Source organism: Kluyvera sp. 1366 (assembly GCF_054823405.1).
Window position 1 is genome coordinate 423041 of the sequence record NZ_JBTRDW010000005.1, and the last position, 26336, is coordinate 449376.

At 55.3% G+C, this 26336-nt stretch carries 26 protein-coding genes and 1 tRNA gene; 16 read left to right on the top strand and 11 right to left on the bottom strand.

All coding sequences use genetic code 11. From position 1 onward, the window contains the following. Nucleotides 1-100 precede the first annotated feature (100 nt). The 4 genes from ACVLVH_RS13765 to ACVLVH_RS13780 all read left to right on the top strand — a co-directional run bounded on the left by ACVLVH_RS13765 (nucleotide 101) and on the right by ACVLVH_RS13780 (nucleotide 4015). Nucleotides 101-1402 carry an anaerobic C4-dicarboxylate transporter gene (locus ACVLVH_RS13765; protein WP_192412564.1) on the top strand — a complete coding sequence of 434 codons (1302 nt, stop codon included), beginning with the start codon at nucleotides 101-103 and terminating at the stop codon, nucleotides 1400-1402. 83 nt (nucleotides 1403-1485) lie between these two features. Beyond that, a complete protein-coding gene (locus tag ACVLVH_RS13770) occupies nucleotides 1486-3186 on the top strand; it encodes a protein-disulfide reductase DsbD (RefSeq protein WP_498949543.1) in 1701 nt (566 codons plus the stop codon). Nucleotides 3187-3252: 66 nt separating this feature from the next. After that, on the top strand, nucleotides 3253-3831 hold the full coding sequence (gene dicD, locus ACVLVH_RS13775; protein ID WP_101762303.1) for a division control transcriptional repressor DicD: 579 nt from the start codon (nucleotides 3253-3255) through the stop codon (nucleotides 3829-3831). Between the two features lie 108 nt (nucleotides 3832-3939). After that, a tRNA-Phe gene (locus ACVLVH_RS13780) sits at nucleotides 3940-4015 on the top strand. 88 nt (nucleotides 4016-4103) lie between these two features. Here ACVLVH_RS13780 and ACVLVH_RS13785 read toward each other — a convergent pair. After that, the gene (locus ACVLVH_RS13785) at nucleotides 4104-4403 is read right to left on the bottom strand and encodes a helix-turn-helix domain-containing protein (RefSeq protein WP_176970147.1); all 300 of its coding nucleotides are present in this window, start codon (nucleotides 4401-4403) and stop codon (nucleotides 4104-4106) included. After that, complete coding sequence (locus ACVLVH_RS13790; RefSeq protein WP_192412568.1) at nucleotides 4390-4755, bottom strand: type II toxin-antitoxin system RelE/ParE family toxin; 366 nt, start codon at nucleotides 4753-4755, stop codon at nucleotides 4390-4392. Before ACVLVH_RS13790 ends, ACVLVH_RS13785 begins: the two co-directional genes overlap by 14 nt. 461 nt (nucleotides 4756-5216) lie before the next feature. Here ACVLVH_RS13790 and ACVLVH_RS13795 point away from each other — a divergent pair, with 461 nt between their 5' ends. Beyond that, complete coding sequence (locus ACVLVH_RS13795) at nucleotides 5217-5912, top strand: RraA family protein (protein WP_101762304.1); 696 nt, start codon at nucleotides 5217-5219, stop codon at nucleotides 5910-5912. 134 nt (nucleotides 5913-6046) lie between these two features. On the opposite strand, the gene ACVLVH_RS13800 is transcribed toward ACVLVH_RS13795, so the two are convergent. Further along, complete coding sequence (locus ACVLVH_RS13800; RefSeq protein ID WP_192412570.1) at nucleotides 6047-6967, bottom strand: DMT family transporter; 921 nt, start codon at nucleotides 6965-6967, stop codon at nucleotides 6047-6049. 270 nt (nucleotides 6968-7237) lie between these two features. On the opposite strand from ACVLVH_RS13800, the gene ACVLVH_RS13805 reads away from it, so the two are divergent. From ACVLVH_RS13805 to ACVLVH_RS13820, 4 genes are read left to right on the top strand one after another with little or no spacing between them, the layout of a single operon-like run. Next, complete coding sequence (locus ACVLVH_RS13805; RefSeq protein WP_192412572.1) at nucleotides 7238-8077, top strand: transporter substrate-binding domain-containing protein; 840 nt, start codon at nucleotides 7238-7240, stop codon at nucleotides 8075-8077. Between the two features lie 2 nt (nucleotides 8078-8079). Beyond that, entirely contained in the window at nucleotides 8080-8790 is a 711-nt protein-coding gene (gene pxpB, locus ACVLVH_RS13810) for a 5-oxoprolinase subunit PxpB (RefSeq protein ID WP_192412580.1), read from the top strand. Continuing rightward, a complete protein-coding gene (locus tag ACVLVH_RS13815) occupies nucleotides 8787-9773 on the top strand; it encodes a 5-oxoprolinase subunit C family protein (RefSeq protein ID WP_192412582.1) in 987 nt (328 codons plus the stop codon). The genes pxpB and ACVLVH_RS13815 overlap by 4 nt, the downstream gene beginning before the upstream one ends. 20 nt (nucleotides 9774-9793) lie before the next feature. Then, nucleotides 9794-10567, top strand: coding sequence for a 5-oxoprolinase subunit PxpA (locus ACVLVH_RS13820; RefSeq protein ID WP_192412584.1), 774 nt, complete (start codon nucleotides 9794-9796; stop codon nucleotides 10565-10567). 33 nt (nucleotides 10568-10600) lie between these two features. Here the strand turns inward: ACVLVH_RS13820 and ACVLVH_RS13825 are convergent, their stop codons facing one another. Beyond that, entirely contained in the window at nucleotides 10601-11803 is a 1203-nt protein-coding gene (locus tag ACVLVH_RS13825; RefSeq protein WP_192412586.1) for a pyridoxal phosphate-dependent aminotransferase, read from the bottom strand. Nucleotides 11804-12288: 485 nt separating this feature from the next. Between ACVLVH_RS13825 and nac the strand changes: the two genes are divergently transcribed. The 7 genes from nac to ACVLVH_RS13860 all read left to right on the top strand — a co-directional run bounded on the left by nac (nucleotide 12289) and on the right by ACVLVH_RS13860 (nucleotide 17193). Further along, nucleotides 12289-13212 (top strand): nitrogen assimilation transcriptional regulator NAC, encoded by a 924-nt coding sequence (nac, locus tag ACVLVH_RS13830; RefSeq protein ID WP_049851333.1) that lies wholly within the window; start codon nucleotides 12289-12291, stop codon nucleotides 13210-13212. Between the two features lie 109 nt (nucleotides 13213-13321). Continuing rightward, nucleotides 13322-13738, top strand: a complete 417-nt coding sequence (locus tag ACVLVH_RS13835) for an acetyl-CoA carboxylase biotin carboxyl carrier protein (protein ID WP_192412588.1) — start codon at nucleotides 13322-13324, stop codon at nucleotides 13736-13738. A 112-nt stretch (nucleotides 13739-13850) separates the two neighbouring features. Then, complete coding sequence (locus ACVLVH_RS13840) at nucleotides 13851-14603, top strand: SDR family oxidoreductase (RefSeq protein ID WP_137385023.1); 753 nt, start codon at nucleotides 13851-13853, stop codon at nucleotides 14601-14603. 22 nt (nucleotides 14604-14625) lie between these two features. Continuing rightward, nucleotides 14626-15321 carry an amino acid ABC transporter permease gene (locus tag ACVLVH_RS13845; RefSeq protein ID WP_061718311.1) on the top strand — a complete coding sequence of 232 codons (696 nt, stop codon included), beginning with the start codon at nucleotides 14626-14628 and terminating at the stop codon, nucleotides 15319-15321. A 5-nt stretch (nucleotides 15322-15326) separates the two neighbouring features. Next, nucleotides 15327-16082: an amino acid ABC transporter permease gene (locus ACVLVH_RS13850; RefSeq protein ID WP_137385021.1), complete on the top strand. Its 756-nt coding sequence runs from the start codon at nucleotides 15327-15329 to the stop codon at nucleotides 16080-16082. Nucleotides 16083-16091: 9 nt separating this feature from the next. Next, nucleotides 16092-16829 (top strand): amino acid ABC transporter ATP-binding protein, encoded by a 738-nt coding sequence (locus ACVLVH_RS13855; RefSeq protein ID WP_101762314.1) that lies wholly within the window; start codon nucleotides 16092-16094, stop codon nucleotides 16827-16829. 88 nt (nucleotides 16830-16917) lie between these two features. Next, nucleotides 16918-17193, top strand: a complete 276-nt coding sequence (locus tag ACVLVH_RS13860) for a YmdA family protein (protein WP_101762315.1) — start codon at nucleotides 16918-16920, stop codon at nucleotides 17191-17193. 40 nt (nucleotides 17194-17233) lie between these two features. Here the strand turns inward: ACVLVH_RS13860 and ACVLVH_RS13865 are convergent, their stop codons facing one another. The 7 genes from ACVLVH_RS13865 to ACVLVH_RS13895 form a co-directional block, all read right to left on the bottom strand. After that, nucleotides 17234-18244, bottom strand: coding sequence for a fimbrial protein (locus ACVLVH_RS13865; RefSeq protein WP_498949548.1), 1011 nt, complete (start codon nucleotides 18242-18244; stop codon nucleotides 17234-17236). Between the two features lie 11 nt (nucleotides 18245-18255). Continuing rightward, entirely contained in the window at nucleotides 18256-20814 is a 2559-nt protein-coding gene (locus ACVLVH_RS13870; RefSeq protein WP_280172381.1) for a fimbria/pilus outer membrane usher protein, read from the bottom strand. 11 nt (nucleotides 20815-20825) lie between these two features. Further along, entirely contained in the window at nucleotides 20826-21512 is a 687-nt protein-coding gene (locus ACVLVH_RS13875) for a fimbrial biogenesis chaperone (protein WP_101762318.1), read from the bottom strand. Between the two features lie 53 nt (nucleotides 21513-21565). Then, a complete protein-coding gene (locus ACVLVH_RS13880) occupies nucleotides 21566-22090 on the bottom strand; it encodes a fimbrial protein (RefSeq protein ID WP_101762319.1) in 525 nt (174 codons plus the stop codon). A 692-nt stretch (nucleotides 22091-22782) separates the two neighbouring features. Next, entirely contained in the window at nucleotides 22783-23952 is a 1170-nt protein-coding gene (locus ACVLVH_RS13885; protein ID WP_498949550.1) for a Gfo/Idh/MocA family protein, read from the bottom strand. A 10-nt stretch (nucleotides 23953-23962) separates the two neighbouring features. Further along, entirely contained in the window at nucleotides 23963-24886 is a 924-nt protein-coding gene (locus tag ACVLVH_RS13890) for a TIM barrel protein (protein ID WP_110868105.1), read from the bottom strand. A gap of 147 nt (nucleotides 24887-25033) precedes the next feature. Continuing rightward, nucleotides 25034-26062, bottom strand: coding sequence for a LacI family DNA-binding transcriptional regulator (locus ACVLVH_RS13895; RefSeq protein WP_192412597.1), 1029 nt, complete (start codon nucleotides 26060-26062; stop codon nucleotides 25034-25036). Between the last annotated feature and the right edge of the window lie 274 nt (nucleotides 26063-26336).

A 26336-nucleotide genomic window follows, 5' to 3' on the forward strand; every position in this document is an offset into this window, starting at 1 on the left:
TGCCAACAGCACGCCCATATACAATGCGGCGTGCTTTTTTCATTTTGGCGGCTACAACTTTAAGAGTCGGGATTTCTCCGCGGCTCAGGGAGTGGAACGAATGGTAGTAGTGGAGTTGGTTATTGTCCTGCTGGCGATCTGGCTCGGTGCGCGTCTGGGCGGCATCGGTATTGGGTTCGCGGGCGGTTTAGGTGTGCTGGCGTTGACGCTGATTTGCGGCTTGAAACCCGGCGCGATTCCCTTTGATGTAATCGAAATTATCATGGCGGTGATTGCCGCAATTGCCGCGATGCAAATCGCCGGTGGTCTCGATTATCTGGTGGGATTAGCAGAACGCCTGCTGCGCCGCCATCCACGCTATGTCACCTTCCTTGCGCCGCTGGTCACCTATGTCATGACGCTGCTGGCCGGCACCGGTCACACCGCGTTCTCCACCTTGCCGGTGATTGCCGAAGTGGCGAAAGAACAAGGCGTACGCCCGTCGCGTCCGCTGTCGATTGCGGTCGTCGCCTCGCAGATTGCCATTACCGCCTCGCCGCTCTCGGCGGCGGTGGTATTCTTCGCTTCAATCCTTGAACCGCATGGCGTGAGTTATCTGGCGCTGCTGGGTGTGGCGATTCCCTCTACCATGGCAGCGATCTTCTGCGCCGCCATCATCACCAGTTTTCTCGGCAAGGAGCTCAGGGATGATGAGAAATATCAGGCACGTTTAGCGAAAGGTGAAGTGAAACTGCGCGGTGAGCAGGTTTATGACATCAAACCGGGCGCGAAGCGTGCCGTATTGCTGTTCCTGATCGGCATCGCCGCCGTGGTGCTCTACGCCACCGCGATTAGCGACAGCGTTGGCCTGATCAGCAATCCCGTGCTGCCACGCAACGAAGCCATCGTGGTGTTTATGCTGACCGTTGCCACGCTGATCTGCCTGACCTGTAAAGTCGATACCGGTGAAATCCTCAGCGCCAGCACCTTTAAATCGGGCATGAGCGCCTGTATCTGCGTGATGGGCGTAGCGTGGCTGGGCGATACCTTTGTCAAAGCGCACCTCAACGATATCCAGGCGTTAGCCGGTGACATGCTGCAAGGTTATCCGTGGATGCTGGCGCTGGTGCTGTTCTTCGCCGCCACGCTGCTCTATTCGCAAGCCGCCACCACCAAAGCGTTGATGCCTGCCGCGTTGATGCTTGGCGTCTCGCCGCTGGCCGCCGTCGCGTCCTTTGCGGCGGTTTCCGCGCTGTTTGTGCTGCCAACCTATCCTACGCTGCTGGCCGCGGTGGAAATGGATGACACCGGTTCAACCCGTATCGGCAAGTTTGTGTTTAACCACTCCTTTATTATTCCGGGCCTGTTGGCGATTGCCTTCTCGGTGGCGTTTGGCTTCCTGTTTGGCAGCCTGATTCTGTAGCGCGTTTACATCCTGAAAACCTCGTGGCGAAGCGGTCGTGCTATTATCGCAGCCTATTCGCCACCGGAGCTCATTCATTCGCTATGGCTGCACGACTCTTTCGCCTTGCCGGCTTTTGCCTGGCGTTGGTTTTCTGCCTTTCGGCACAAGCCTCACTCTTCTCCCCGAACAATAACAGCCGCTTTGTGCCGGTTGATCAGGCGTTTGGCTTCGATTTCACTCAGCAAGGCAATCAGCTGACGCTCAGCTGGAAAGTGAAGGATGGCTACTATCTCTATCGCCAGCAAATCCACGTCACGCCGCAAAAAGCGCAAATTGCTCCACTTACGCTGCCGCCGGGCCAGCCGCACGAAGATGAGTTCTACGGCAAAAGTGAAATCTATCCGCAGGATCTGCAACTGCCGATCACGCTGCGCCAGGCCGCTGCCGGCGCGACCGTCACCGTGACCTATCAGGGCTGTGCGGCTGCGGGCTTCTGCTATCCGCCGGAAACCCGCGCGGTGCCGCTGAGCGCGGTTGCCGCCAATCAGGCTGCGCCTGCGGTCAGTGCGCAGCCCGCCAATCACAGCACGCCGCTGCCGTTTTCACCGCTTTGGGCGTTGCTGATTGGTATTGGCGTCGCTTTCACGCCGTGTGTGCTGCCGATGTATCCGCTGATCTCCAGCATCATTTTAGGAGGCCCACGCCGCTATTCGATGGGGCGATTGTTCGCGCTGGCGATGGTGTATGTGCAAGGTATGGCGCTGACGTACACCGTGCTCGGCATGGTTGTGGCAGCGGCCGGATTACGCTTCCAGGCGGCGCTGCAACATCCTTACGTGCTGATTGGCTTATCGGCGCTGTTTATCGTGCTGGCGCTGTCGATGTTTGGCCTGTTCTCGCTGCAATTGCCTGCCAGCCTGCAAACGCGCCTCACGCTGTGGAGCAATCGCCAGCAAGGTGGCTCGCTGCCGGGCGTCTTCATGATGGGTGCACTGGCCGGGTTGATCTGCTCGCCCTGCACCACCGCACCGCTCAGCGCCATTCTGCTGTACATCGCGCAGAGCGGTAATCTGTGGGCCGGAGCCGGCACGCTGTGGTTGTATGCCTTCGGCATGGGCCTGCCGCTGATTGCCGTGACGATGTTTGGCAACAAGCTGCTGCCAAAAAGTGGGCCGTGGATGCAAACCGTCAAAGAGGGTTTTGGCTTTGTGATTCTGGCGCTGCCGGTATTCCTGCTGGAACGCGTGATTGGCGATCTGTGGGGCATCCGTCTGTGGAGCCTGCTTGGCGTGGCATTTTTTGCCTGGGCATTCAGCCTCAGCCTGCGCGCCAGCGGCAAATGGCGCGTGCTGCAAGTCATCATGCTTGCTGCCGCGCTGGTCAGTGCGCGCCCGCTACAGGATTGGGCGTTTGGCAGCAGCAACAGCGCGCAAGCCTTGGCGCATCTGCCGTTCCACACCATCAATAGCAGCGAGCAGCTCGACAGCGCGCTGCAGCAGGCGCAAGGCCGTATCACCATGATCGATCTCTACGCCGACTGGTGTGTGGCCTGCAAAGAGTTCGAGAAATACACCTTCAGCGATGAGGGCGTGCGTAACGCGCTAAGTCAGGTACAACTGCTGCAAGCCAATGTCACCGCCAATAACGCGCAGGACAACGCGCTGTTGCAGCATCTGCAGGTTTTAGGTTTGCCCACCATTCTGTTCTTCGATGCGCAAGGCAAAGAGATCCCCGATTCGCGCGTCACCGGCTTCCTCAACGCCGCCGATTTCCGCGCGCATTTGCAGAATGTGTCACGTTAAACGACACTGTCAGCAGGACACTGCCCGTTCGTCCGCGAGCGGGCCCGCATTCCAGAGGAGAGTCACTTGCAACGTGAACAAATACTCGAGCATGCGTTGAATGTGCTCGAACAAAGTGGCCTGGCCGCCACCACTTCCCTAACTCAGCTGGCTGGTGCAACCGGTCTTGAAGCCGAACAACTCACGCGTTTCTGGCCTGATCGTGATGCCTTGCTGTATGACGCGCTGCGCTATCACGGCCAGCAGATTGACAGCTGGCGTCGTCAGGTGCAGCTTGATGAACACCTCAGCGCCGAACAAAAGCTGTTAGCCCGCTACGAAGTGCTGAGTGAGCACGTCAGCAAAGGTCGTTTTCCCGGCTGCCTGTTTATCGCCGCCTGCAGTTTCTATCCGCAACCCGATCAGCCGGTGCATCAGCTAGCCGAACAGCAAAAGCGCAGTTCCTGGCAATTCACCCATGAAATTCTGGTCGATTTAGCGCTGGATAATCCCAGCATGGTGGCCGATCAGATGGAGCTGATTCTGGAAGGTTGCCTGAGCAAACTGCTGGTGAAACGCAACGTACAGGATGTCGCGACGGCGCGCCGTCTGGCGGAAGATGTACTTGGTATCGCGCTGTGCCGTAAAAATGGTGCGCTGGCGTAGCCTTTTTGTTCACCTTGTCTGAAAAGCAAGCAATCAATCACGATTGCACCGCTTTTTTGACGAAAGCCGTTGACGGCTGTAAGCCATTAGGGTTTAATGCGCCCCGTTGCCCGGATAGCTCAGTCGGTAGAGCAGGGGATTGAAAATCCCCGTGTCCGTGGTTCGATTCCGCGTCCGGGCACCAACATTCTGAAAACCCAGCTTATGGCTGGGTTTTTGCTTTTCTGCGTTTTGAAAAAGATGCCAGTTTCTCACCGACATCTTCCCCCACATCAGATCTGAAATATCCGACCATCTCCGGTGGGAAGTTCAACATTCAGACTCAACTTACCGCCTAACGCTTCTACATATTTTTTCAGGCTGGAAAGTTTTATCTCGTCACCTCGCGCCTCAATCGCTGCGATAGCAGGTTGCGAGATACCCATCTTTTCAGCCAGCTGCACCTGTGAAAGTTCCAGCTCCTCACGCAACTGACGCAGGCGGATCTCCAGAATTTTTTGGTCTGCCTTATTTTTAATGCGCTCTTGGGACTCAGGAGAACGCTGTGCGATCAGCTCTTCAAGTTTTGGCATTGGTTAATTCCTCCAGATGCTGCATGTACTCTTTATCGGCTAGTTTGATCATCGATTGGTAGAAACGCTTCTGATTCACTCCAGTTTTATCCCCCGCACACAGCACGATAGCTTTCCTTGCGGGATCAAACGCGAAAAATGCGCGAATCGGCCTTCCATTACTTTGGACGCGAAGTTCCTTCATGTTGGCAAAACGAGAACCGGTGACCGTATCGACATCCGGTCGCCCCAACATTGGGCCAAACACTTTCAGAACTTCGAGGCTCGACAACACATCTTCAACCATTTCATCATCTTGTTCTTGCAGCCATGCTGCAAAGAGCAAAGTAATTTCGACTTCCCAACTGTTCAAAATTGCCTCTCATAAACTGTAGTTTATATCGACACCATATAAACTGGAAGTTATATTTTGAGAGATGATTTTCATCATGATTTCTGCTTGCCGATGTACTTAACGTCTTAGATTTGATAGACGCTTCTGAAAATAAATTAAAGACTCAGCTAATACTTTTAATTTATCTCCCCATAATAAAATCCAATAAAATTAATTATCAGTTAGTTAAATTCATCCGAAATAGTAATTCGTGATCCTGTCTCGGTTAGTCGTAACATCCCCTGCGTAACATCTGCGTAATCGCGTAAGCTTAATCACGTGCCAGTAATCATCCGATGATTCAGCTTGTTAGCTAAACACCCTATTCAATGAAGTAATGACTCATCAAAAACAAAAATAAAAATCCTTACTTTTACATTTAATTATTTACCCAGGAACACAACGCGATTAATTAAATCACTCCCTACAGGAAAATAACCATGAGCGCAGGAAACCGAATCTATTTACGTCGTCCCGCCGATGCCGAACCGCTGTTGGAAGCTTTTCGCCGGTTACCGGCTGCGGTGGTGGCGGATTGCATGAGCCGTTTGCCCGCCTTGTCGGCCGAGATCAGCCTGAAAACCGCGCCGCGCCAACCGATCATGTGCGGCCTTGCGGTGACGGTTAAAGCGCGTTCCGGTGACAACCTGATGCTGCACAAAGCGCTGGATATGGCGGGCCGAAACGATGTGATTATTCTGTCGAACGAGGGCGATCGCAGCCAGTCGCTGATGGGCGAAGTGATGGCGACCTATGCCAGACAGCGCGGTATGGAAGGCATTGTGCTGGACGGACCGGTCCGCGATATCGAAGGGTTGTCACGCATGGACTTCCCCATCTACGCCGCCGGTCACACGCCGGGCGGCCCGTTCAAGGATGGTCCGGGCGAGATCAACGTGCCAATTGCCTGCGGTAAAATTCACGTTTCACCGGGCGATATCGTGCTGGGCGATGCGGATGGTGTGATTGTGATTCCTCGCCAGGATGCCGCACGCATTCTCGAAGCGGCGCAGGCGTATTTAATCGTTGATGAACACAACTTCGAGCTGGCGAAAACCGGCTCACTCGAACGCAGCTGGCTGGATGAGACGCTGCGCACCAAGCAGGTTGAAATCATTGATGATGTGTTTCGTTAGAAACAAAACCGCGCGATAAATCGCGCCGCTACCGATGCGTGCACCTATGTGTAGCGGCGCAATTCATTGCGCGATAAATCGCGCCGCTACGGATGCGTACACCTATTTGTCGCAGCGCAAATTATTGCGCAACGCTAAGGCGTACTGCTCACCATCGCCAGTTTGCGCTGGCGATTCTCACGCCACACCGCAAATATCCCGGCCAGCGCTACAATCGATGCGCCCAGCAAGGTGGTGCTGCCCGGCAGGCTGTTCAGGAACAGATAACCAATCAGCATCGACCACACCAGCGTGGTGTAATCGAACGGTGCCAGCAGTGACGCATCGGCGTAACGCAGGCTCAGCGTCACCAGAATCTGCGCCAGCCCCCCAAACAGGCCGCAGCCCACCAGCAACAGCAGCTGTAACGCGCTGGGTTTGCTCCAGCCAAACAGCGCCGTCGCCAGGCCAATTACGGTAGTCATCAGTGAGAAATAGAACACGATCGCGCCCGGCTTCTCGATGCCGTTGAGGAAGCGAATTTGCACGTTAGAAGTCGCGGAGCACAGCGCCGCCAGCAACGCACATGCCACACCAATACTCGTCGTCGCGTTGCTGGCCCCATGGGAAAACAGCGCGCCGCTGGTGCTCAGGCTGGAAGAGAGCATGATCAAAATGCCGGATAATCCCACCACCACGGCGACCCAGCGTGAAACCCGCACCCGCTCTTTCAGCAGCATCGCCGCCAGGATTACGGTAAACAGCGGCGCCGCATAGCTCAGCGCGGTGGCATCGGCCAGCGAAATATAGACCAGCGCCAGATAGTTAAAATACATGCCGCCGGTGCCGGAGAAGCCACGAATAAAGTGACCAGATAGGTTACGCGTCTTGAGATTTTCCAGCACGTCGCCCTGCATTTTCAACCAAATCAGCAGCGGCAACAGCGCGATAAAACTGCGGAAAAAAATCACTTCGCCGGTGGGAAGGGTGCCGTTCAGCCCCTTCACACACGCCAGCATCAAGGTGGCGCACAGCGCGGCCAGTATCTTCAGTAACACGCCTAATCGGGCATTCATGCTTTTTCACTTCTCTCTACCACATGCAATCGGCGGGACTGCCGAGAGGACTTGCAATCAGCCTGGCGAGAAAAGTGTGCGCTGGATAACACTTTTTTGCTCTGCCCGAATAGAAAGAACTTATGCTCCGCTTAGCCATATTTTTTTGCTATTGCACGACAGGGTTTCCCTCTTTTTCGTCTGAAAACAAAGCCGATATAGTCCAGAAAAACGAGAACGCAGGCGCTCCGTCCCGGTGACGCCGTGGTATTCATCATTGAGGAAGTTCACATGACCATGAAAAGATTTACCACCATCGGGCTGGCACTGCTGCCGCTGCTGGCTATTTCGGCTGCTCATGCCGACATGATGGCCAACATCAAATCCAGCGGCGAGTTAAAGTGCGCGGTCTATTCGGACGTGCCGCCCTTCTCTTCTCCGGATCCGAAAACACGTCAGCTGGCGGGCATGGATATCGATCTATGTAACGCGCTGGCGAAGCAGATGAACGTCAAACTGACGCTGGTGCCCACCTCGGTGGAAGCGCGTATTGCGGTGATTGCTACCGGCCGCGCCGACGTACTGATCGCCAATCTGGCCTACACCAAAACCCGCGGCAACCAGATTCAATTCAGCGATCCCTATTACGTCGCCAAGGAGATGCTGCTGGTCAAAGCACCGCTGGCCGACAAGCCGCTGAGCTATTTCAAGGGCAAACGCATCAGCGCCACCAAAGGCACCACTTCTGAGCAATCAATCCATATCAAAGGCGGCAAAGCGGTGACCTTCCAGGATTCAGCCTCCGCGTTCCTCGCGCTGGAGCAGAACAAATCGGTGGGCTTCGTCACCAACACCATGACCGGCATCAAAACCATTTCGCAGGCAAAAAAAGACGGCATCAATCTGGCGATGATCAAAGAACCGATGGCGCTGGAGCCGATTGGTGTCGGCATGAAGCGTGATGAACCGGCGTTGCTGGCCAGCGTCAACAGCAGCCTGAAGGCGATGGACGATGACGGCACCATCGACAAAATCTGGGATACGTGGATTGGGCCCAACACCGAATACAAAATGGTGCGCGAAGAGCGCGTACAGCCGCTCTCCAGTCTGAAATTTGAACCGCTGGAATAACCATGCCCGTGACGTCGCACTCTGCTCTCCAGCCTGCCAGCGTTCCCGCGCTGGCTTGCTCCTCTGCTATCAAGCTCTCCACCATCGGCGCACGCGCGTGGCTGGTGGAAGCGCCAGGCGGTTTCGATCTCCCGGCGCAGCGCCGCATCTGGTCGCTGGCGCGCCTGCTGCATGCCGATGAAGCGATTGAAGCGCTGATTCCCGGCGTCACCAATCTGCTGGTACTGTTCCGCCATATTCCAGCTGATGAAATCGCCGTGCGTATGCAGCTGCATGCCGCATGGGATCAGGCGCAGGCGATCAGTCCGCAGGGCAAACTGATTGAAATTCCGGTGCATTACGGCGGTGAACACGCCACCGATCTCGAGGCGGTGTGCCGCCATACCGGTTTGAGCCCACGCGAGGTGGTGCGTCTGCACCATCAAAGCGAATACACGGTGTTTGCATTGGGCAGCGCGCCGGGCTTCGGCTATCTGCACGGCTTGGATCCGCTGCTGGCGACACCGCGCAAGAAAGTGCCGTCGCTCAGCATGTTGAAAGGCACCGTCACCATCGGTGGCGCGCAGGCGGGCGTTTCGGCGCTGACCGGCCCGAACGGCTGGAATGCGATTGGTTTTGCCGAGCTGGTGGTGTTTGACCCGCTGGCCGCATCGCCCGCGCTGATGGCACCGGGCGATCGCATCCGTTTTCTGCCGCAGAGGATTGAGCTGTGATTGAGATCGAACAGAGCGGTGCGCTCAACACGGTGCAGGATTTAGGTCGCTTCAACTATCGCCACATCGGCGTGTCGGTGAGCGGCGCGATGGATCCGCTGGCGCTGCGTGCCGGTAATTTACTCCTCGGCAACGACGAAAATGCGGCGGCAATTGAAGTGCAGCTGTTCCCGTTCCGCGTACGTTTTCTGCAAAACAGCAGCATCGCGGTGACCGGCGCGGATTGCCGCGCCACGCTGGATGGCACGCCGCTGCCGCCGTGGTGGGGCTGCAGCGTGCGTGCCGGGCAAGTGCTGGAGCTGCGTTATCCGCGCAGCGGCGCGCGTGGCTATCTGTGTGTTGCTGGCGGCATCGATGTGCCGCTGGTGCTTGGCTCGCGCAGTACCGCGCTGCGCGGTGGCTTCGGCGGCGTTGAAGGACGTCCGCTGCAGCGTGGCGATCGGCTGGCGCTCGGCGAAAATCGCGGCCCGGCACTTCCACACAGCGGCATCGGCATTGAACCGCCAGACAGCGCATTACACGCCATTTTTCCCCGCAACAGCGCCGGAGACATTCAGCTGCGCGCCATTCCCTCCGGCGAATACCCGCTGTTTGCCGCCGATGCCGCGCGCTTCTGGCAGCAATCCTGGCAGGTATCAAATCAAAGCAATCGCACCGGCTATCGGCTTTCAGGCGATCCGATCTTCCCCTCTGAAACCATTGAGATGCGATCGTACGGGCTGATCCCCGGCATTGTGCAGGTGCCGCCGGGTGGTGAACCGATCATCCAGCTAAGCGATGCCAATACCGCCGGCGGTTATCCGAAGATCGCTGGCGTGATCGAGCAGGATCTGTGGCGGCTTGGACAAGTGCTGCCGGGCCAGTCGATCCAGCTGATTCACAGCGATGTGCGTGAAGCGATCGCCATCGAACAGGAAGTGGCGCGCTGGCTGAGCCGTCTGCGCTTCAGCTGCCAGCCACTGCGTAAAGCGCTTACCGTTTAATCCGCACAAGGAAACCAGACATGAAGATTGATGTGAATTCCGATATGGGCGAAGGCTTCGGCATTTACCAGCTGTGCGATGACGCCGCGCTAATGAAAGTGGTGTCATCCGCCAATATCGCCTGTGGTTTCCACGCTGGCGATCCGGCGATCATGACCAACATGGTGCGGCTGGCGAAGGCACATGGCGTGGGCATTGGCGCGCATCCCGGCTTGCCGGATCGCCAGGGTTTTGGCCGCCGCGAACTGCCGTTTAGCGCCGAAGAGATTTGTCAGCAGGTGGCCTATCAACTCGGCGCGCTGACGGCGATTGCCCGCGCGGAAGGCACCCACGTTTCCCACTTCAGTTTCCACGCCGCGATGGGCAACATCGTCAACCGCGATGCCGACCTGGCGCAACAGGTGATGGAGTTAGTGGCGCGCATCAATAGCGAGCTGATCATCTTCGCCCAGCCCGATACGATCATTGAAGTCGCGGCGCAGGCGGCTGGCCTGAAAACGCTGACGCTGTTCCTGGCCGACCGCGCCTATGACGCGCAAGGCCGTCTGGTGCCGCGCGGCATTGCCGGTGCGGTGATCAACGAGGAAAGCGCGCTGCGCGCCCGCGTGCGCCAGTTTTTGCAGCACGGCACGGTGACGACGATTGAAGGTGAAGAGATTGCGGTGCGTGCGCGCTCGATTCTGGTTCACAGCGACACGCCAGGCTCCCTGGCGCTCGCCACCATTGTGCGCAGCGAAATCGAAGCCAGCGGCCATCAGGTCGCCCCGGCGGCGGAGGTTATACAATCCAGGTAAAAAACCAAGTCGCCTTTTTTGGCGACCTGGACATTAAACACAACCACCACAAAACGCCGCAATGCGATCGCATCCCGTCTCTAACCGCTCCATGCTCGTGGCATACGACAACCTGATAAACGGGCTCATGCCGTACGCCGCGCCCTGCACCGTCACCACGTGCTGCTCCTCAATCAGCGCCAGCACAAAATCGGCATCGTTGGTGATCAGCCGGCCACCGGCGCTGGTTTTACCGATGTAGCCCGCGATATTCACAAACAGATAAAATGCGCCCTGCGGTTTGTGGCAGCGCAGGCCATCAATCGACGTCAGGCGCTCCAGCACGTAATCGCGGCGCTGGCGATAGATGCGCGCGCGCTCCTGCAGCAGATCCTGCGGGCCCTCCAGCACCGCCACCGCCGCGGCCTGCGTTAAGGTGCAAACACCGCCGCTGTTCTGGGTATTCACGTTGCTCATCGCTTTGATCAACGGCGCCGGGCCGCCGCAGAACCCCAATCGCCAGCCGGTCATGGACCAGGCTTTCGACACGCCGTTCACCGTCAGCACGCGGTCAACCAGGCGCGGCTCAACCTGCGCCAGCGTGTAGAAACGCACATCGTCATAAATCAGGTGTTCATAGATATCGTCGGTCATGATCCACACCTGCGGATGGCGCAGTAGCACCTCGCCCAGCGCGTGCAGCTCCGCTTGGCTCGCCACCGAACCGGTGGGATTGCTCGGGTAGTTGAGCAACAACCATTTGGTTTTATCGGTGATGGCGGCGTCTAAATCGGCCGGCAGCGGTTTGAAGCCGTTCTCCTGTGTGCAGGGTAGCGCCACCGGTACGCCACCAGCGAATTTGACGATATCGGCATAGCTGATCCACGACGGCGTCGGGATCACCACTTCATCGCCTGGATTGATGGTCGCGAGGATCGCGTTAAAAATGATCTGCTTAGCACCGCCGGCGGTGAGGATCTGGCTGACGTCATAATCGAGCTGATTATCGCGTTTGAACTTTAGCTGGATCGCTTTGCGCAGCGCCGGCGTGCCGTCGGTGGGCGGATAACGCGTATCCCCGGCGCGCGCAGCGGCATAAGCGGCTTCAATCGCGTGAGGTGGCGTGGGGAAATCGGGTTCACCGGTAGAAAGCGCCACCACATCAATGCCCTGCGCCGCGAGATCGCGGGCCTTTTGGGTCATGGCAACGGAGGCAGAAACGGTCACATTCTTTAATCGATCGGCTATCTCGGGCATGGGTTAATCCTGGCTCAGTGTCAGCATGAACGGTTTGCAGCAAGCTGCAAACACGACGTTTATCAGAGGATAGGTTTTTGCCCGAAGCGGCGGTTAATAGTGCTTTGTTGTGGTGATATAACACAAAGCGATGACTGAACCGACCGCACACTTTCGCCATAAAGGTGGCGAGCCTGATGTGGAAATGCGCGGCAGGTCACGCGCCAGCGCCTGACGCAATGTTAATAGAGTGTTACTTTGAGTGCCGGTTAACAGCGCGCAACGCCGGTTTACTCACTCCCATCATCGCCAAATCTAATGAGTGAATCGCACCATACCAGTGCAAAGGTCGCTGTTTTACCCTCGCCGTCTCGGCAACTGTCCAACTCAGCACCTGCCGTAGGAGGCACTGTGGCTCTACCCTCCTGTCTGAGTTCATTCGCGAAAGCCTATTTGGCATCAACTTTGCTTGATACCCGCTATGCGTTCTGTTGGAGGAAGCGTTCATGAATCTTCGTCGCCTGAAGTACTTTGTTAAAATTGTTGATGTGGGCAGCCTGACCCAGGCCGCCGATATTTTGCATATTGCCCAGCCCGCGCTGAGCCAGCAGCTGGCTACGCTGGAAGGGGAAGTGAATCAGCAACTGCTCATTCGTACCAAGCGCGGCGTGACGCCGACCGAAGCCGGGAAAACGCTCTATTCCCACGCGCAGGCGATTTTACGCCAGTGCGAGCAGGCACAAAGCGCCATTGAGCTGGTCGGCGCGTCACTAAGCGGCAGCGTCTCAGTGGGCTTAGCGCCGGGCACCGCGGCACAAAACCTCGCATTACCGCTGATGATGGAAGTGCAGCAGCAGCATCCCGGCATCGTGCTCTATTTCAATGAGAACTTCGGCACCACGCTAAGCGAACTGATCATGAATGGTCGCATGGATATGGCGGTAATTTACGATCACCGCACCATTCACGGTCTGCGCTTTATGCCGCTGATGAAAGAGGATCTCTACTTCGTCTGTCCGTTCAGCCTCGCGCAACCGGTGAAAGAGATCCCGCTGGCGCAGGTGGCGCAATACGATCTGTTCCTGCCGCGCGTCTACAACATCATGCGCAAAGTGCTCGACGATGCCTTCGTACATAACAATCTGCAGTACCGCGTGAAATGCGAGATCGAGTCGCAAACCACGCTGAATGCCGCCCTGAGCGCCGGTCTCGGCACCACCATCATGCCGGAATCCGCCGCGCGCGCGATGTTGAAAAGCGGCGATGCGTGGATGGCGAAGATCGTCGATCCGGATGTACAGGTGTCGCTGTCATTCTGCATGTCGGATCACTTGCCGCTGTCACAGCCGGCCGAAGCGGTGAAATCGATCCTGCTGTCGCTGATGTCGCGCCGCAACGTTGAGAATCATCCTTTGACGTTGGTGGGATAAGTCCCGCTTATTGCCGCAAAGCGAAACCCTCTTACTGCCCGTATTGCGAACGCGCTAGATTACGATTTTGCCCGCTCAGGCGGGCGTGTTTCGCTTTGACGGGAATTCCATGGATAAAACCGCAATACCGCTGCCGACGCTGCGTGCGCTGGCGCGCAAGATGCAATCCTCCGGGCTGAACAGCCTGGCGCTCGATGGCAAGCACTGGTCAGTGCGGTTGACCTTCGCCGCCACGCCAGCCACGCCCGCGCCTGTCACGCTTCCCGCCGCTGAAATCCCCTCCATCACGCAACGCATCGGCGCACCGATGCCCGGCACGCTGCTGCGCCGCCATCCGCATAGTCCGCAGGATTTTGTCGCGCCCGGCCAGCACATCGAGGCCGGTGCGGTGGTGGCGCTGGTGCAGGTTGGCCCGCTGTATGTGCCGGTGATCAGCCCGGATAGCGGCACGGTGCAGTCGTTCGCGGCAGAGCATTTGTCTGCGGTGGAGTATGGCGAGGACGTGTTGATGTTTCAGTCGCCATGAATGGCAGCCCTGCGGGGTTATAAGGGGCGCTTATTGCCTCAAAATTTTTATGTCTTATGCCCTTGCGGCATAACTGCATACAGTCAAAAGACGCCATAACGAGGAGAGGCAGATGCCATTTTCAGATTACAAAACCGCGCTGGTGACCGGCGCATCGGCGGGAATGGGCGAAGCGATCGTTGAACGCCTGTGCCAGGAGGGCATCACCGTGCACGCGGTGGCGCGCCGTAAAGAGCAGCTGGCAGCGCTGGCCGATCGTACCGGCTGTATTCCGCACGCGGTGGATGTCAGTGACATAAAGGCGCTGACCGCGCTGTGCCAGGATCTCGAAATCGACATTCTGGTGAATAACGCTGGCCTGTCGCATCCGGGCTCGATCCTCGATGCCGATGAGAACGTGATTGAAACCCAGGTAGACGTCAATCTGCGCGCGGTGCTGCATCTGTGCCGTTTGCTGGTGCCGGGCATGGTGGCGCGCGATCGTGGCCACGTTTTCAACATCACCTCGATTGCTGCCATCTACAACTTCAACGGTAACTCGGTGTATCACGCCACCAAAGCCGGTGTGCATGCCCTTTCGCGCCAGCTACGCGTCGATTGCTATGGCGCGCGCGTGCGCATCACCGAAATCTGTCCGGGCCGCGTCGCCACCGATATCTTCGGCAACGTGTCAGGCGATCACGAAGAGGCGCGCCGCCGCTTCATTGATGGCTTTGAATTGCCGCAGGCCAAAGATATCGCCGACTGCGTTGCTTTCGCGCTCGCGGCACCGCTGGCGGTAAATATCGGCAACATCGAAATCACCCCGACATTACAGGTGCCGGGCGGTCTTTCCACCATGCGACCGGGCGACCACAGCGCGTAGCAGGCGATGATGAGGTAACAGAATGGCTCTCGATTTCAGCAGTGTGATAACCGGCCAATACGGCCAGATGATCGTTGACGGAACGGTGATCACCCTTGAACTGGCATTGGGTGCCTGGCTGCTGGCAATGGTGCTGGCGCTGCTGCTGGTGGTAATTCGCCTGACTGAAAACCGCATCGCGGTTGGGCTGGTCAAAGCCTATGTCTCTTATCACCGCAATGTGCCGACGCTGATCCAGTTGATGATGTGGTACTTCGCCATTCCTACGCTGCTGCCGGAAGCGCTGCAGATGTGGATCAACAACTACAACGCCGAGTTCCTGTTCTCCCTTACCGCGCTGGGCCTGTGTCAGGCGGCGTACTTCTCCGAAGATATCCGCAGCGGCCTGCGCGCCATTCCCGACGGGCAGAACGAAGCCGCGCGCGCACTCGGCATGAGCTATGTGCGCGCCATGCACGGCGTGATTCTGCCGCAGGGCATTCGCAATGCGATGCCCGCGATGATCAACCACACGGTGCTGCTGTTTAAAAACACCAGCCTGGCGATGGTGATTGGTGTGGCGGATCTCACCTATGTAACGCGCGATATTGAGAACCAAACGTTCCGTACCTTCGAATCTTACATCGTGGCGACCGTGGGCTATCTGTTCTTCTCCCTGCTGCTGATGGGCCTTGGCGCACTGCTGGCCCGCCGCTTCCAGCGCGTCTATGCGAGGTAATGGCGATGTTTGAGATGTTCACCATTTTGCATGACAACGGCATGCTGCTGTTGATGGGCCAATACCCGAACGGTCCGATTGGCGGCGTGCTCTGTACGCTGCTGATCTCGGTGCTGGCGGTGCTGCTGGCGTTTCCGATTGGTGTGCTGCTGGGCCTGGCGCGTCTGTCGCCGTGGCGCTGGCTGAGCTGGCCCGCCACTGGCTGGGTTTATCTGCTGCGCGGCATCCCGCTGATGATGGTGGTGTTCTGGACCTACTTCTGTGTGCCGCTGCTGATCGGCCACAACATCAGCGGCTTCGCCACCATGCTGTGTACGCTGGTGATTTATGAGAGTGCCTATATCGCCGAGATCGTGCGCGGTGGCATTCAGGCGCTGCCGCACGGCCAATACGAAGCCTCACGCGCGCTCGGCATGAGCCACCTGAAAACTTTGCGTCTGGTGATCCTGCCTCAAGCGCTGTTCAACACCTTGCCCAGCCTGGTCAGCCAGCTGGTGTCGATCATCAAAGACAGTACGCTGGGTTACGTGATTAACGTGCCGGAGCTGACCTTTGCCGCCAATCAGGTTAGCAATCAGCTGCTGACCAAACCGTTTCAGGTGTTCGCCATTGTGGCGCTGAGCTATTACCTCATCTGCTTCAGCCTCACCTGGCTGGCCAATAAACTCGAAGCGCACATTGCGCAGAAACGTCGTCAAGCACCGCAGCCAACGCCCAGCGTGGCGCCCGCGGTGATGCTGACTAAAACCTCCTCGCAATAAGGAAACCGCATGGGACCGATGATCATGTTTAATCAGGTTAATAAATGGTACGGCGCGTATCAGGCGCTGACCAACCTGAGCGCCGAGATTAATCCCGGCGAAGTGGTGGTAGTGTGCGGCCCTTCCGGCTCGGGCAAATCGACGCTGATCCGCACCGTTAACCGTTTAGAACCGATCGATGACGGCCAGATTGTGTTTGATGGCACCGATATTCACGGCAGCAGCACGCGCCTCAATCAGCTGCGCACGCGCATCGGCTTTGTGTTTCAGAGCTTCAACCTGTTCCCGCATGTGACGGTGGCCGAGAACATCATGATGTCGCCGATGAAAGTACTGGGCGTAAAGCGCAGCGAAGCGCGTCGTCAGGCGGGTGAATTGCTGGAGCGCGTGGGCTTAGCGCATAAAGCCGATGCTTATCCGGCGCAGCTTTCCGGCGGCCAGCAGCAGCGCGTGGCGATTGCCCGCGCGCTGGCGATGAAGCCGCCGGTGATGCTGTTCGATGAACCGACCTCGGCGCTCGATCCGGAGATGGTCGGCGAAGTATTGTCGGTGATGCGCGGTCTGGCGCAGGAAGGGATGACGATGATGTGCGTGACCCACGAAATGAACTTTGCCCGTGAGGTGGCGGATACCATCTGGTTTATGGACCAGGGACAGATTCTGGAGAAATCACAACCAGAACAGTTCTTCACCCAGCCGCAGCACCCGCGCGCGCAGCGCTTTCTAAGCGACCTGCGATCGCATTAAGGGGGATATTTTTTCACTATCGCCATTTTTAATTAAAGTTTGGTCCTAACTTGTCGTTCTTCTTTATGCCACCACCAGGAGAAGACCGATGAAAACAGCATTCGTATTATTTTCTGGTTTGCTATTTGCCCAAGCCGTTCTGGCTGAGGGCGGTACCGTTTCTTTTACCGGTGCGATAGTTGAGCCTGCCTGTACGACGACGACCAATAGCCAGCATGCCGCAGTGCAATGTAGCCAGAATGGTGTCGATAAAGTGCGTCAGATTAGATTCAATAAGCAACAGCAGACGCTGCCGTTTCAACTCGGCAATGTCAGCGTGCAATCATCGGGTCATATTAAAGCTGTTGAAGTGATCTATCGGTGAGTCATCACTGACAATTTTCCCCCGCCAGGGGGAAAATTATTTATTGATAGGTCAGAGTGAAAGTCGCGGAACTGTTAGCTGTGCCAGGTGTAATGGTTGCGGTCGTTTGGTAATAACGCGCCTGAAGCGGAATATTATAATTCCCCGCGCTGGCCGAAGTTCCGGCAACAATATTAGCGCCCAGTTGCACAGGCGCATTGTTAAACAGAAGCTGCACGCCCACTCCACTTGCCGTATTGGCACCTGATGTCAGATTTAATACCCCATTGGCGGAGTTTTGGGCATTTCCATCAATCTTCACATTGATGCGGGTGCCGGCATTACAGTTAAGCGGAAGGGTAAAATTACGCGTAAAGCTGGCATCGGGTGAACTGCCCGTCCCACTGAACGCACGCTTATCCACATTGCCCATATTCACGGCGATGGCAGTATTACTGACTGAACACGCCAGCGTTGTGACACTAAAACCATTCATAAGAATAGTCGATTCCGGTGAATGCCAGAACGCCTGGTTGTTGTGCAAAATAAACGATCCTGCCTGCTGCGCGGTGACCATCCCCGATCCGGTTGGTCCGGTTTTATAGAACTGTAGCAACGCTTGCTCGCGCAGAGGTTGTCCCGCTATTAAGCCATTGACCGAACACAGCAACCTATTGTTCGCATTACCATCTCCCGTACTGGTTCCATCAACCCAGCCACTAAAGTTATTGCAGTTGTTCACTGAGATGCCACCGATAGCAAAGCCAATCCCTGCAATATTGGTGCTGTAAATCCGTCTGCCTCCAATGGTCGTGACATAGTTACCGGTGCCTTTTACGCCCACACTTTGATAAGTCAACGCGGGGGCCGTGTTAGTACAGTTAAACGTGTTCACCGCACCCGAGGTGATCTGGCTGCCAATCAACGATCCCACCGGTAAATCGCGTTGAATCACTATCGCAGGAGGAGAAATTGTCGTCGCGGCTGTGGTGGTGGTACAGGTATAAGCCTGCGCAAAGTTAACGTACAACCCAATAAAAAATATGCTCGGTAATAAAAGAAATAAACGCATAAATGCTTCCTTTAGCGGCATTGTGCCGTCACAGAATTGACACCAAACTGAGCCTTTCCTAACGTAAACGGAGCCTGACATTCGCCGCCCTTCCAGTTCACCTTAACCACGCCCGCTGCGGGCACGCCGCTGAGGTAAACATGTTGTTTGTCATCAACGATGCCATGCGAAAGGGTTTCGCCGTTGGCAACGCTGGCACGTGCGCCGAACGGCACTTGACGCCCACGCAAGGTAACGACCATTTTTGCCCCCGATACCGTGGGATAATTGGCTAATGCTACGGCCCCCTGCGTAGGCACCACTGTTTGGCTGTCACTCAGCAGATCGACGTTATCGCCGAGCGAATTGGCATCAAGCGAAAGCGAGGTGCGGCGATAAGGTGTTACGTTGGGTACGACGGCATAACCTCTGCCATCAGTCAGCACGCCGGTTTGGTTGAGCACGCGAACTGCCTCCGCGTCTTCAGCGCGCACTAACGCCATGGTGTCACCTAACGGCTGGCTCAGAGTCACACCATAGGGATGCACCACAATGCCGCCCGTTGCGCCGTAATTCAGTTGTCGGGTATTCCGCGAGTAGTTATAGCCAGCCTGGTATTCGCCAAAGCGTGCTTTATAGTTGACTGACGCATTGCCATTGGCGCCAACCCCTTGATTGGTGTAACCCTGTTGCACGCTATAGCTCAGGTTATTGTCTGCCAGTGCAGTGCCTGACAACCCCACCGCGCCAGTGGTTTTATCGCGATTGTCGGTGCTGCCCGAGAAGTTCAGCCAGCTTTTGGGTAAAAATCGGTCAAAGGGAATCTGCACCGCCAGCGAAAAAATTTGATCGTGTTTGGTGTAGAACGGCGTCTGTGAATAGCTGTAGTTAAAGGAGTAATTGATGGCGTTGAAGCTGGTGTTATAGCCCAGCGTCAAACTGCGCTCCTTTTCTGTCACGCCCCAATATTGTTGCTGGTAAGCGGAGAGAAAAAGACTGCCATAATCACCCAACGATTGATTAACGTTGAGTTGGGATTTACTGCGTCTGTTATGGCTATAACGCCAGTTTCGCCATTCGCGTCGGGCTTGTTCAACTTCATTGCGGTTGTTGGGATTACCCCGGAAACCCGGCGGCAGTGTATTCGCGTAATAGCCATTGGCTTCATTAAAATCGTAATAACCAGAGGTGGAATAACGGTAGCCTGCCAGAGTAAAAGTGGTGCCGCTCATTGCGACATCTTTTGCATATTGAAAACGAAATGAGCCACCGCGATGAGTTTCTTCCATTAAACGGGCATTGGCGAATGTCCCGTCCAGCGAAATCGAACCCAATAACCCCAGACCTTTCCCCACACCAACCGATGCTGACGTGTAATCACCCGACAGAATTGATCCACCATAAACGGTTGAGCTATAAGGCAAACCATAGATACCTGTGCCTTGTATAAAGCCCGGCTTTTTTGCCGATCCCCCGGTTGAACGATATTGTCCGGCCGTGAAAGCATATTTGAAACGCCCTTCACGCTGCATGATAGGCACCGCAGAAAATGGCTGAACAAACTGTCGGACGCTGCCATTCGCTTCTTTTATTACCACCTCAAGATCGCCACTGGCAGAGGTAGGATAAAGATCGTTTATGGCGAAAGGTCCGGGTGGCACATAGGCTTGCCAAATGATGTTACCGTCCTGACGAATGGTAACTTGCGCATTGCTCTGCGCAATGCCTCGTACAACGGGTGCGAATCCTCGTAAGCTCTCGGGCTGCATATTGTCGTCTGAGTAGAGCTGAGCTCCGCGAAAGGGGAAGCTATCGAATACCTCTGATGGCGTATAGCTCTCTCCCAATACCAGCTGGCTTTTCCAGGGTTTGATGTCACGCTGAACGTAGGTATTAATACTGTTCCACTTATCATTACCCTGACTATGGCTATAGGTGGTGTAGTTGCGCGCGCGCCAGGCCCCGAGATTGATACCGCTACGCAAATTGAGATACGCGTTGTTATCACTTCCCTGACGATAATCACTCCAGTTATTGGCACCTGAATAGCCATAATTCATAAATAGCGCGTTGACACCATCGTCCCACTCCTCTGGGCCAACATACCCTTGTGCGTTATGTCGTACATATTCTTGTGGAATGGAGACGTTTAAGCGTTGCTGGCTTAAATCAAAGCGGGTTTGCGCCTGCGGGATGATGGCAGCGATATTCGTCACTTCCTGCGCAGGTGAGATTTTCACGAAAGCGGGTGTGGCATTCTCTTTCACGCCCCACCGCATAAAATCGGCTTTCATTAATAGGGGCTGCAGACCCTTCGCACCGGGTTCAAAGCGTATACTTTTTGATCCAACAAAATTGTCGTTCAGGTAAACGTCGGCGTTGTAAACGCCCGCCGCCTGGCCTCCACTGTGGCTAAAAGTGGAAAGATCCAGATTTGCACGCTGGCCGCTGTGTCGTTCCACCGTGTCAGGATCAAAATAATCCTCTGCAACCACATCATTAATGGATATTGCAGCCAGTATTAACATGTTAAGTAAGGTGCGCTGAAAAGCAGGCCTCAGCGTTAAAGGTATATTTTGTCTCATCGACATGGCCCTCTCCTTTAATCGGTGCCCACTTTTAATGTTTGTTCTGCTGTAATGCCGCCGAAATCATTAATCGCTCGCCAGCTCACCGGATTGCCAACATGCACTTTTTGGCCCAGAACGATTTCCTGTGAAGGCAACACCATCGGCGGTTTGGTCATAGTTGAACCGTTTACGGTCAGGTCGTAGAGCGAAACGCTGTAAGGCGTGGGATTAAACACGGCGAGTTTGCCCTCACGCTGGCGAAATTTGAGCCTGGTAAAAGCCAATGCGGGATCGCCGCTTAACTCTGCGGGCCGGTAAAATAACTTCATCTTGTTTTTAATGGTGATAACGAGATCGTTAGTGGCCTGACGATTGACCGTGGGGATAATCTTGATATTCAACCAGTGCACGGATTCCTGATCGTCTGGCAACGTGTGACCACTGTAGATAACGCGCACCGAATTCTGGCTATGAGGCTCAAGGCGGAAGAGCGGGGGCGTGGTGATGAAAGTGTCATCAGCGGTATCACTCTCTTCCTGACTGCTAACCCAGGATTGAATCAAATAGGGACGATCGTCTGGATTAGTCACACTTATCGCGGCCAGCTTGTTTTTACCGTCATAAACCAGACGTGTGCCGCCAATCTGCACACCAGACTGAGCCATAGGCGACAGGCACAAAAGTGCCATGGCCAATGGCCAAAGACTTTTTTTAAACATCCATCTCTCTCCGTGACGAAAGAAAGAGCCGCATGACGCGGCTCTGAAACTACTTAGTTGTAAGCAATGGTGAAGGTCGCCGTGGAGTTTGCTGTACCCGCAGTAACTGGCGTGGCCGTAGCGTAATATTTCGCTATATAGGTCAGTACATTAGGGCCGGCTGCCGTGATTGGACGATCAGCCGATTTGCTGGCGATAGGGATGAGAGTGGAACTGTCTTGCTCATATAGCGCGACACCCACATTGGTGGCAGTTTGCCCTGAGTTCAGAGCGAGGATTTGGTTATTTCCCGCAGAGGTTGCGCCATCGAAACGTACGCTGGCCGAGGTTACCGCAGCAGGACAACTTGTCAGATTAATGTTGAAGCGAGTCGGTGCCGCGGTGACACCGGCTCCGGTGAAGGTTTTGCTCGAAACGGTGCCCAGATTCACGGTTTGGTTGGCAGAGCCAGTATCTACCGTGCAAGCGTTATCGGTAATTGTACCCGTAAAATTAATCGTGCCATCAGCAGCAGTTGTCGTGCCAATAAATCCAAGAGAAGCCGTAATTGCAACCAATACTGCGAACTTGCTTTTCATGATTAAGCCTCAAAAATCGTCATCAAAAATGTCTCTGCTAAAGCAATGAACTTTCATTTCCATAGCAGAAAAAAACATTAATCGAAGTAATGTTGGAGCCCTTCGACCGCTTTAAGTAAATGACAACTTTCAACCTATTGAAAGTTTTTTTGATTATTCGTGCTCAATTTGAAATATAACCCTAAAAAAATTAGCGCGAGGGTAAATTTACAGATCTTTGATCTTTTTTAAGATCTTTTTTTAGAATAAAAAACTTAACATTTGTATTTTAACGATCTAAAGATCTAAAAAATTACCTAAGACAGTATTTTGTTCGATCGAGACAAAATTCAGTATCCTCAAGATATGTCTGTAATTGCCGCCGGAAAGGCTAAAAAATGCGAGATGATGCTTAAGCCATCAATGCAAGGGTGGTTATTATTTATACGCTTCTTATAACGGCGGCTTAACTATTACAGAAATAAAACTGTTATATTCCGTTGCGTTAATTGCACGTTTAGTGATTATTTAATCTGGGGATAATGAATTTGCGCTCTTGATAAAGAGCGCGTAGAGGGGTGAAAAATCATTCAAAAAATCGAGTTAACTTTTATTTAAATTGGCAGTGAATTCTGCAATTTCGAGGGTCTAAAAGCGACCGCGGAAGATTGAGTCATTAACGCCCTCTTGCTCCGCACATGAGCAAGGCCCATTCAACACGCTATCCATATGGCTCCCGCATCCGCAGACTTCACGCACTGCTCCACCCATCGCACGCCCATCAAACCGGCATGCGCGCCCGGATACCAGAAGTCTTTCAGGAATGCCTGATCGCCACGATCGGTGGCATCCATTGCCAGCGCAAAACGGCGATAGAGATTGGACCAGGCTTCAAACAATCCTTCCGGATGTCCGCCGCCAATACGGTCGTCAGCCAGCGCACTCGAATGCAGATAACCCATGCCGCGCTCGAGAATCTGCACCGGCTCGCCCTGCACTTCATAGCGCAGCTGATTCGGCTGCTCATCCCACCACTCCAGGCTGGCTTTCTCGCCGATCACCCGCACCTTCTGACCGTGCATCGAACCGCAGTTCACCGCCGATGCCCACATGGTGCCGACTGCGCCGTTGTCGTACTCCATCATCACGAAGGCGTTATCCTCCAGCGGCGCGCGGGTTTTGACAAAGCTCTGGCGGCTGCACAGCAGGCGTTTGATCTGCAGATGCGGCACCATGGTTTCGGCGATAAACAGCGGATGCGTCGCCAAATCGCCCAGCACATAGCTCGGCCCGACGAAGCGCGGATCGACGCGCCACTTGGTGCTTTCGTTCTGCAATTCAACCGCTTCGTTATGGAAGCCGTGCGCGAACTGCATGTTGATGATGCGGATCTCACCCAGCAAACCTGCGGCAATCATTTCGCGTGCCTGATGAATCAGCTGATGTCCGGCGTAACCATAAGTCACACCGATGATTTTCTTCTTCTCAGCACACAGCTGTTCCAGCTCATCGGCCTCGGCAGCGGTGAAGCACAGCGGCTTCTCACACACCACATGGAGACCCGCATTCAGTGCGGCGCGGCAGATGGCGAAGTGCGTGTTATTGGGTGTGGCGATCGACACCGCTTCGATGCCGTCGGCGCGCGCCGCTTCTGCCGCAAACAGGGTTTCGTAATCTGCGTAGCAGCGATCGGCTTCGATACCTAGCGAAGTGCCAAAGGCGCGGCCGCGCTCGGCGTTGATATCGAATGCGCCTGCCAGCAACGTGAAGTTGTTATCACGCGTGGCCGCCGAACGGTGAATGTAACCAATCTGGCTGGTGCCGCCACCGCCAACCATGCCCCAGCGCAGCGAGCGATCGAGAGCTTTAATGCCGTTGATCATGTTGTTCTCCTCAGAATCCGACCGATTGCAAATAGTGCAGGCTGGCGGTGACGTCACGCAGGCTGGTGTCGGCATCACGCGGATCGCGCTCCTGCTCGACGGTGATCCAGCCCTGATAATTGCGCTCCGCCAGGAAGGCGCGCACCGCCGGATAATCAATTGCCCCTTTGCCAATCGGGCACATCACGCCTTCTGCGCAGGCGGCAAAGAAATCGACGCCGCGCGCAATCACGTCGCGCCATACCGCATCGTTAACGTCTTTGAAGTGCAGATAATCGATGCGATCCCAGTAGCGGCTGAGGTAAGGAATTGGATCCATGCCGGAGTAATACAGATGGCCGGTGTCGAGGCACAAACCAGCGACTTCATGCGGAATGTCTTCCACCAGCTGTTGCAGCTCGTCGGCGAACTCAATGCAGCCACCGGCATGCGGATGGATCACCGCACGCACGCCGTATTCGTTCCAGGCAATCTGGCTCAGCGTGGTGATGTGCTGCATCATGCGCTGCCACGCTTCAGCTGACAGGCGCGGCGCCTTGGCGGATTGACCAGCGTATTTGGCGCGTTCTGGATTACCGAAGTCGATAATCACCAGATAAGGTGCGGGTTTGTTGTCCGCATGGGTTTTGGTCGCGGTCGGTACCAGAGACAGGTTGCGACAGATGTTGTGCGTCAGCTCAACCATCGCCGGAAAATTGGCTTCACTCACCAAATCATCAAAAATGGTGCCCGCCACCAGCGACAAGTCGTGCGCTTCCAGCTGCTGACGCAGTTCGGCAGGCTCAACCGGCAGATAGCTCCATGGGCCCAGCTCAATGCTTTTATAACCGGCCTGCGACGCTTCACTCAGGACTTTCTGCCACGGCGGCAGGAAGGGATTTTTCGGGTCATCAACGCCCCAGCTACAGGGCGCGTTAGCAATATGGATAGTCATGATCGTTCCTTGCGATAGTGGATAGCGCAAGTATCAAATAAATATTTCATCATCAACAACCATGAAACATTCATTTTTTGATAGCGATCATAGTATTTCGCATCATAAAAATGATAGAAAATATATCAAACACAGCAACGACGCGGCCTACAGGTTTTCACGCGTGACGATATCAAACGGCAGGATGATCTGGGAGAAATGATCGCCCGGCTGCGCATGATGCTGCTGCACCATCTGCGCCAGACGCATGGCCATTTCGTCGATGCGGTTGCGGATCATCACCGTAATGGTGCCATCAATCAGCGCCAGCTCGCCCTCTTTCACCGGACCGTGACATATCAACGCCACCTTACGCTGCGGATGCTGGCGCAACGCATGAATCACACCCTCAATGCCGCCGCAAGGCGCGAAGATCAGCGCCAAATCGGCATGTTCTTCCAGTAACTGACGCGTGGAACGGTAGCCGCCATCAATCGATTCGTTGGTCTTCAGCGGCTCCAGCACGCGTCGCGCGCTGTCCTGTTCACGCAGATAGGAGCGGAAACTGATCTCATTGCTCTCCTGACAGATAAAGCGATGGTCGCCCACCAGCACGCCGACCGAACCCGGCTGATGCAACAGATGCGTGGCAATCCACGCGGCGGTGCGTCCGGCTTTCTGGTTATCCAGACCGACATAACCGGCGTGACCGCACGGCGAAAAGTTGGAAAACAGCGCATAAACCCGCACGCCCTGACGCGATATGTTTTCTATCGCATGGCGAATCAGCGGGTGGTCCAGCGCGACTAAGCCAATCGCATCCACCTGCCCGGCTAGCGCATACAGCGAGGCCACCACCGCTTCCACATCATCAATGTCGTGCCAGGTAAAAAGCGGTTCGCTGCCTGCCGGATGAAACGGCTGCGTATGCTGGCGCAGCGCATCAGTGAGGGAATGATAGAACGAGTAGGATTTTGACAGCAGGATAAAGCCCATGCGCAGCGTCACGCTGGCGGCAGGCGCGGTGCCGCTCAGCAGCGGCACATTGCCGATGCGATAACCGAGGCGATTAGCGGCTTCCAGCACCTTCTGCTCCGTTGCAGCGCGCACCGGTGCACGACGATTTAACACGCGATCGACGGTCGCCACGCCAACCCCGGCGGCGGCGGCAATCGCGGTCATGGTGATTTTACTCATGCGCTACTTCCCTGAATGAAATGATAATAAATTATCAAAAATAATGCCTTAACCTGCGGTAAATCACCAATCATCCCGCACAGAAATCATCAGCAATTGGCTTCGAGTGATAGAGAATCTCTCATTATTTTGATCGCTCTCGCAAAAATGAAATAACTCATTTCATCTTAATACCATTCAGAATAAATGTTTGATATTCATGTGCGTATTCAAAGCGGTCCGGCTGATGGTTTCACATCAGAATACGTGATGAAGCGCGTAAAAAGATCAGTAT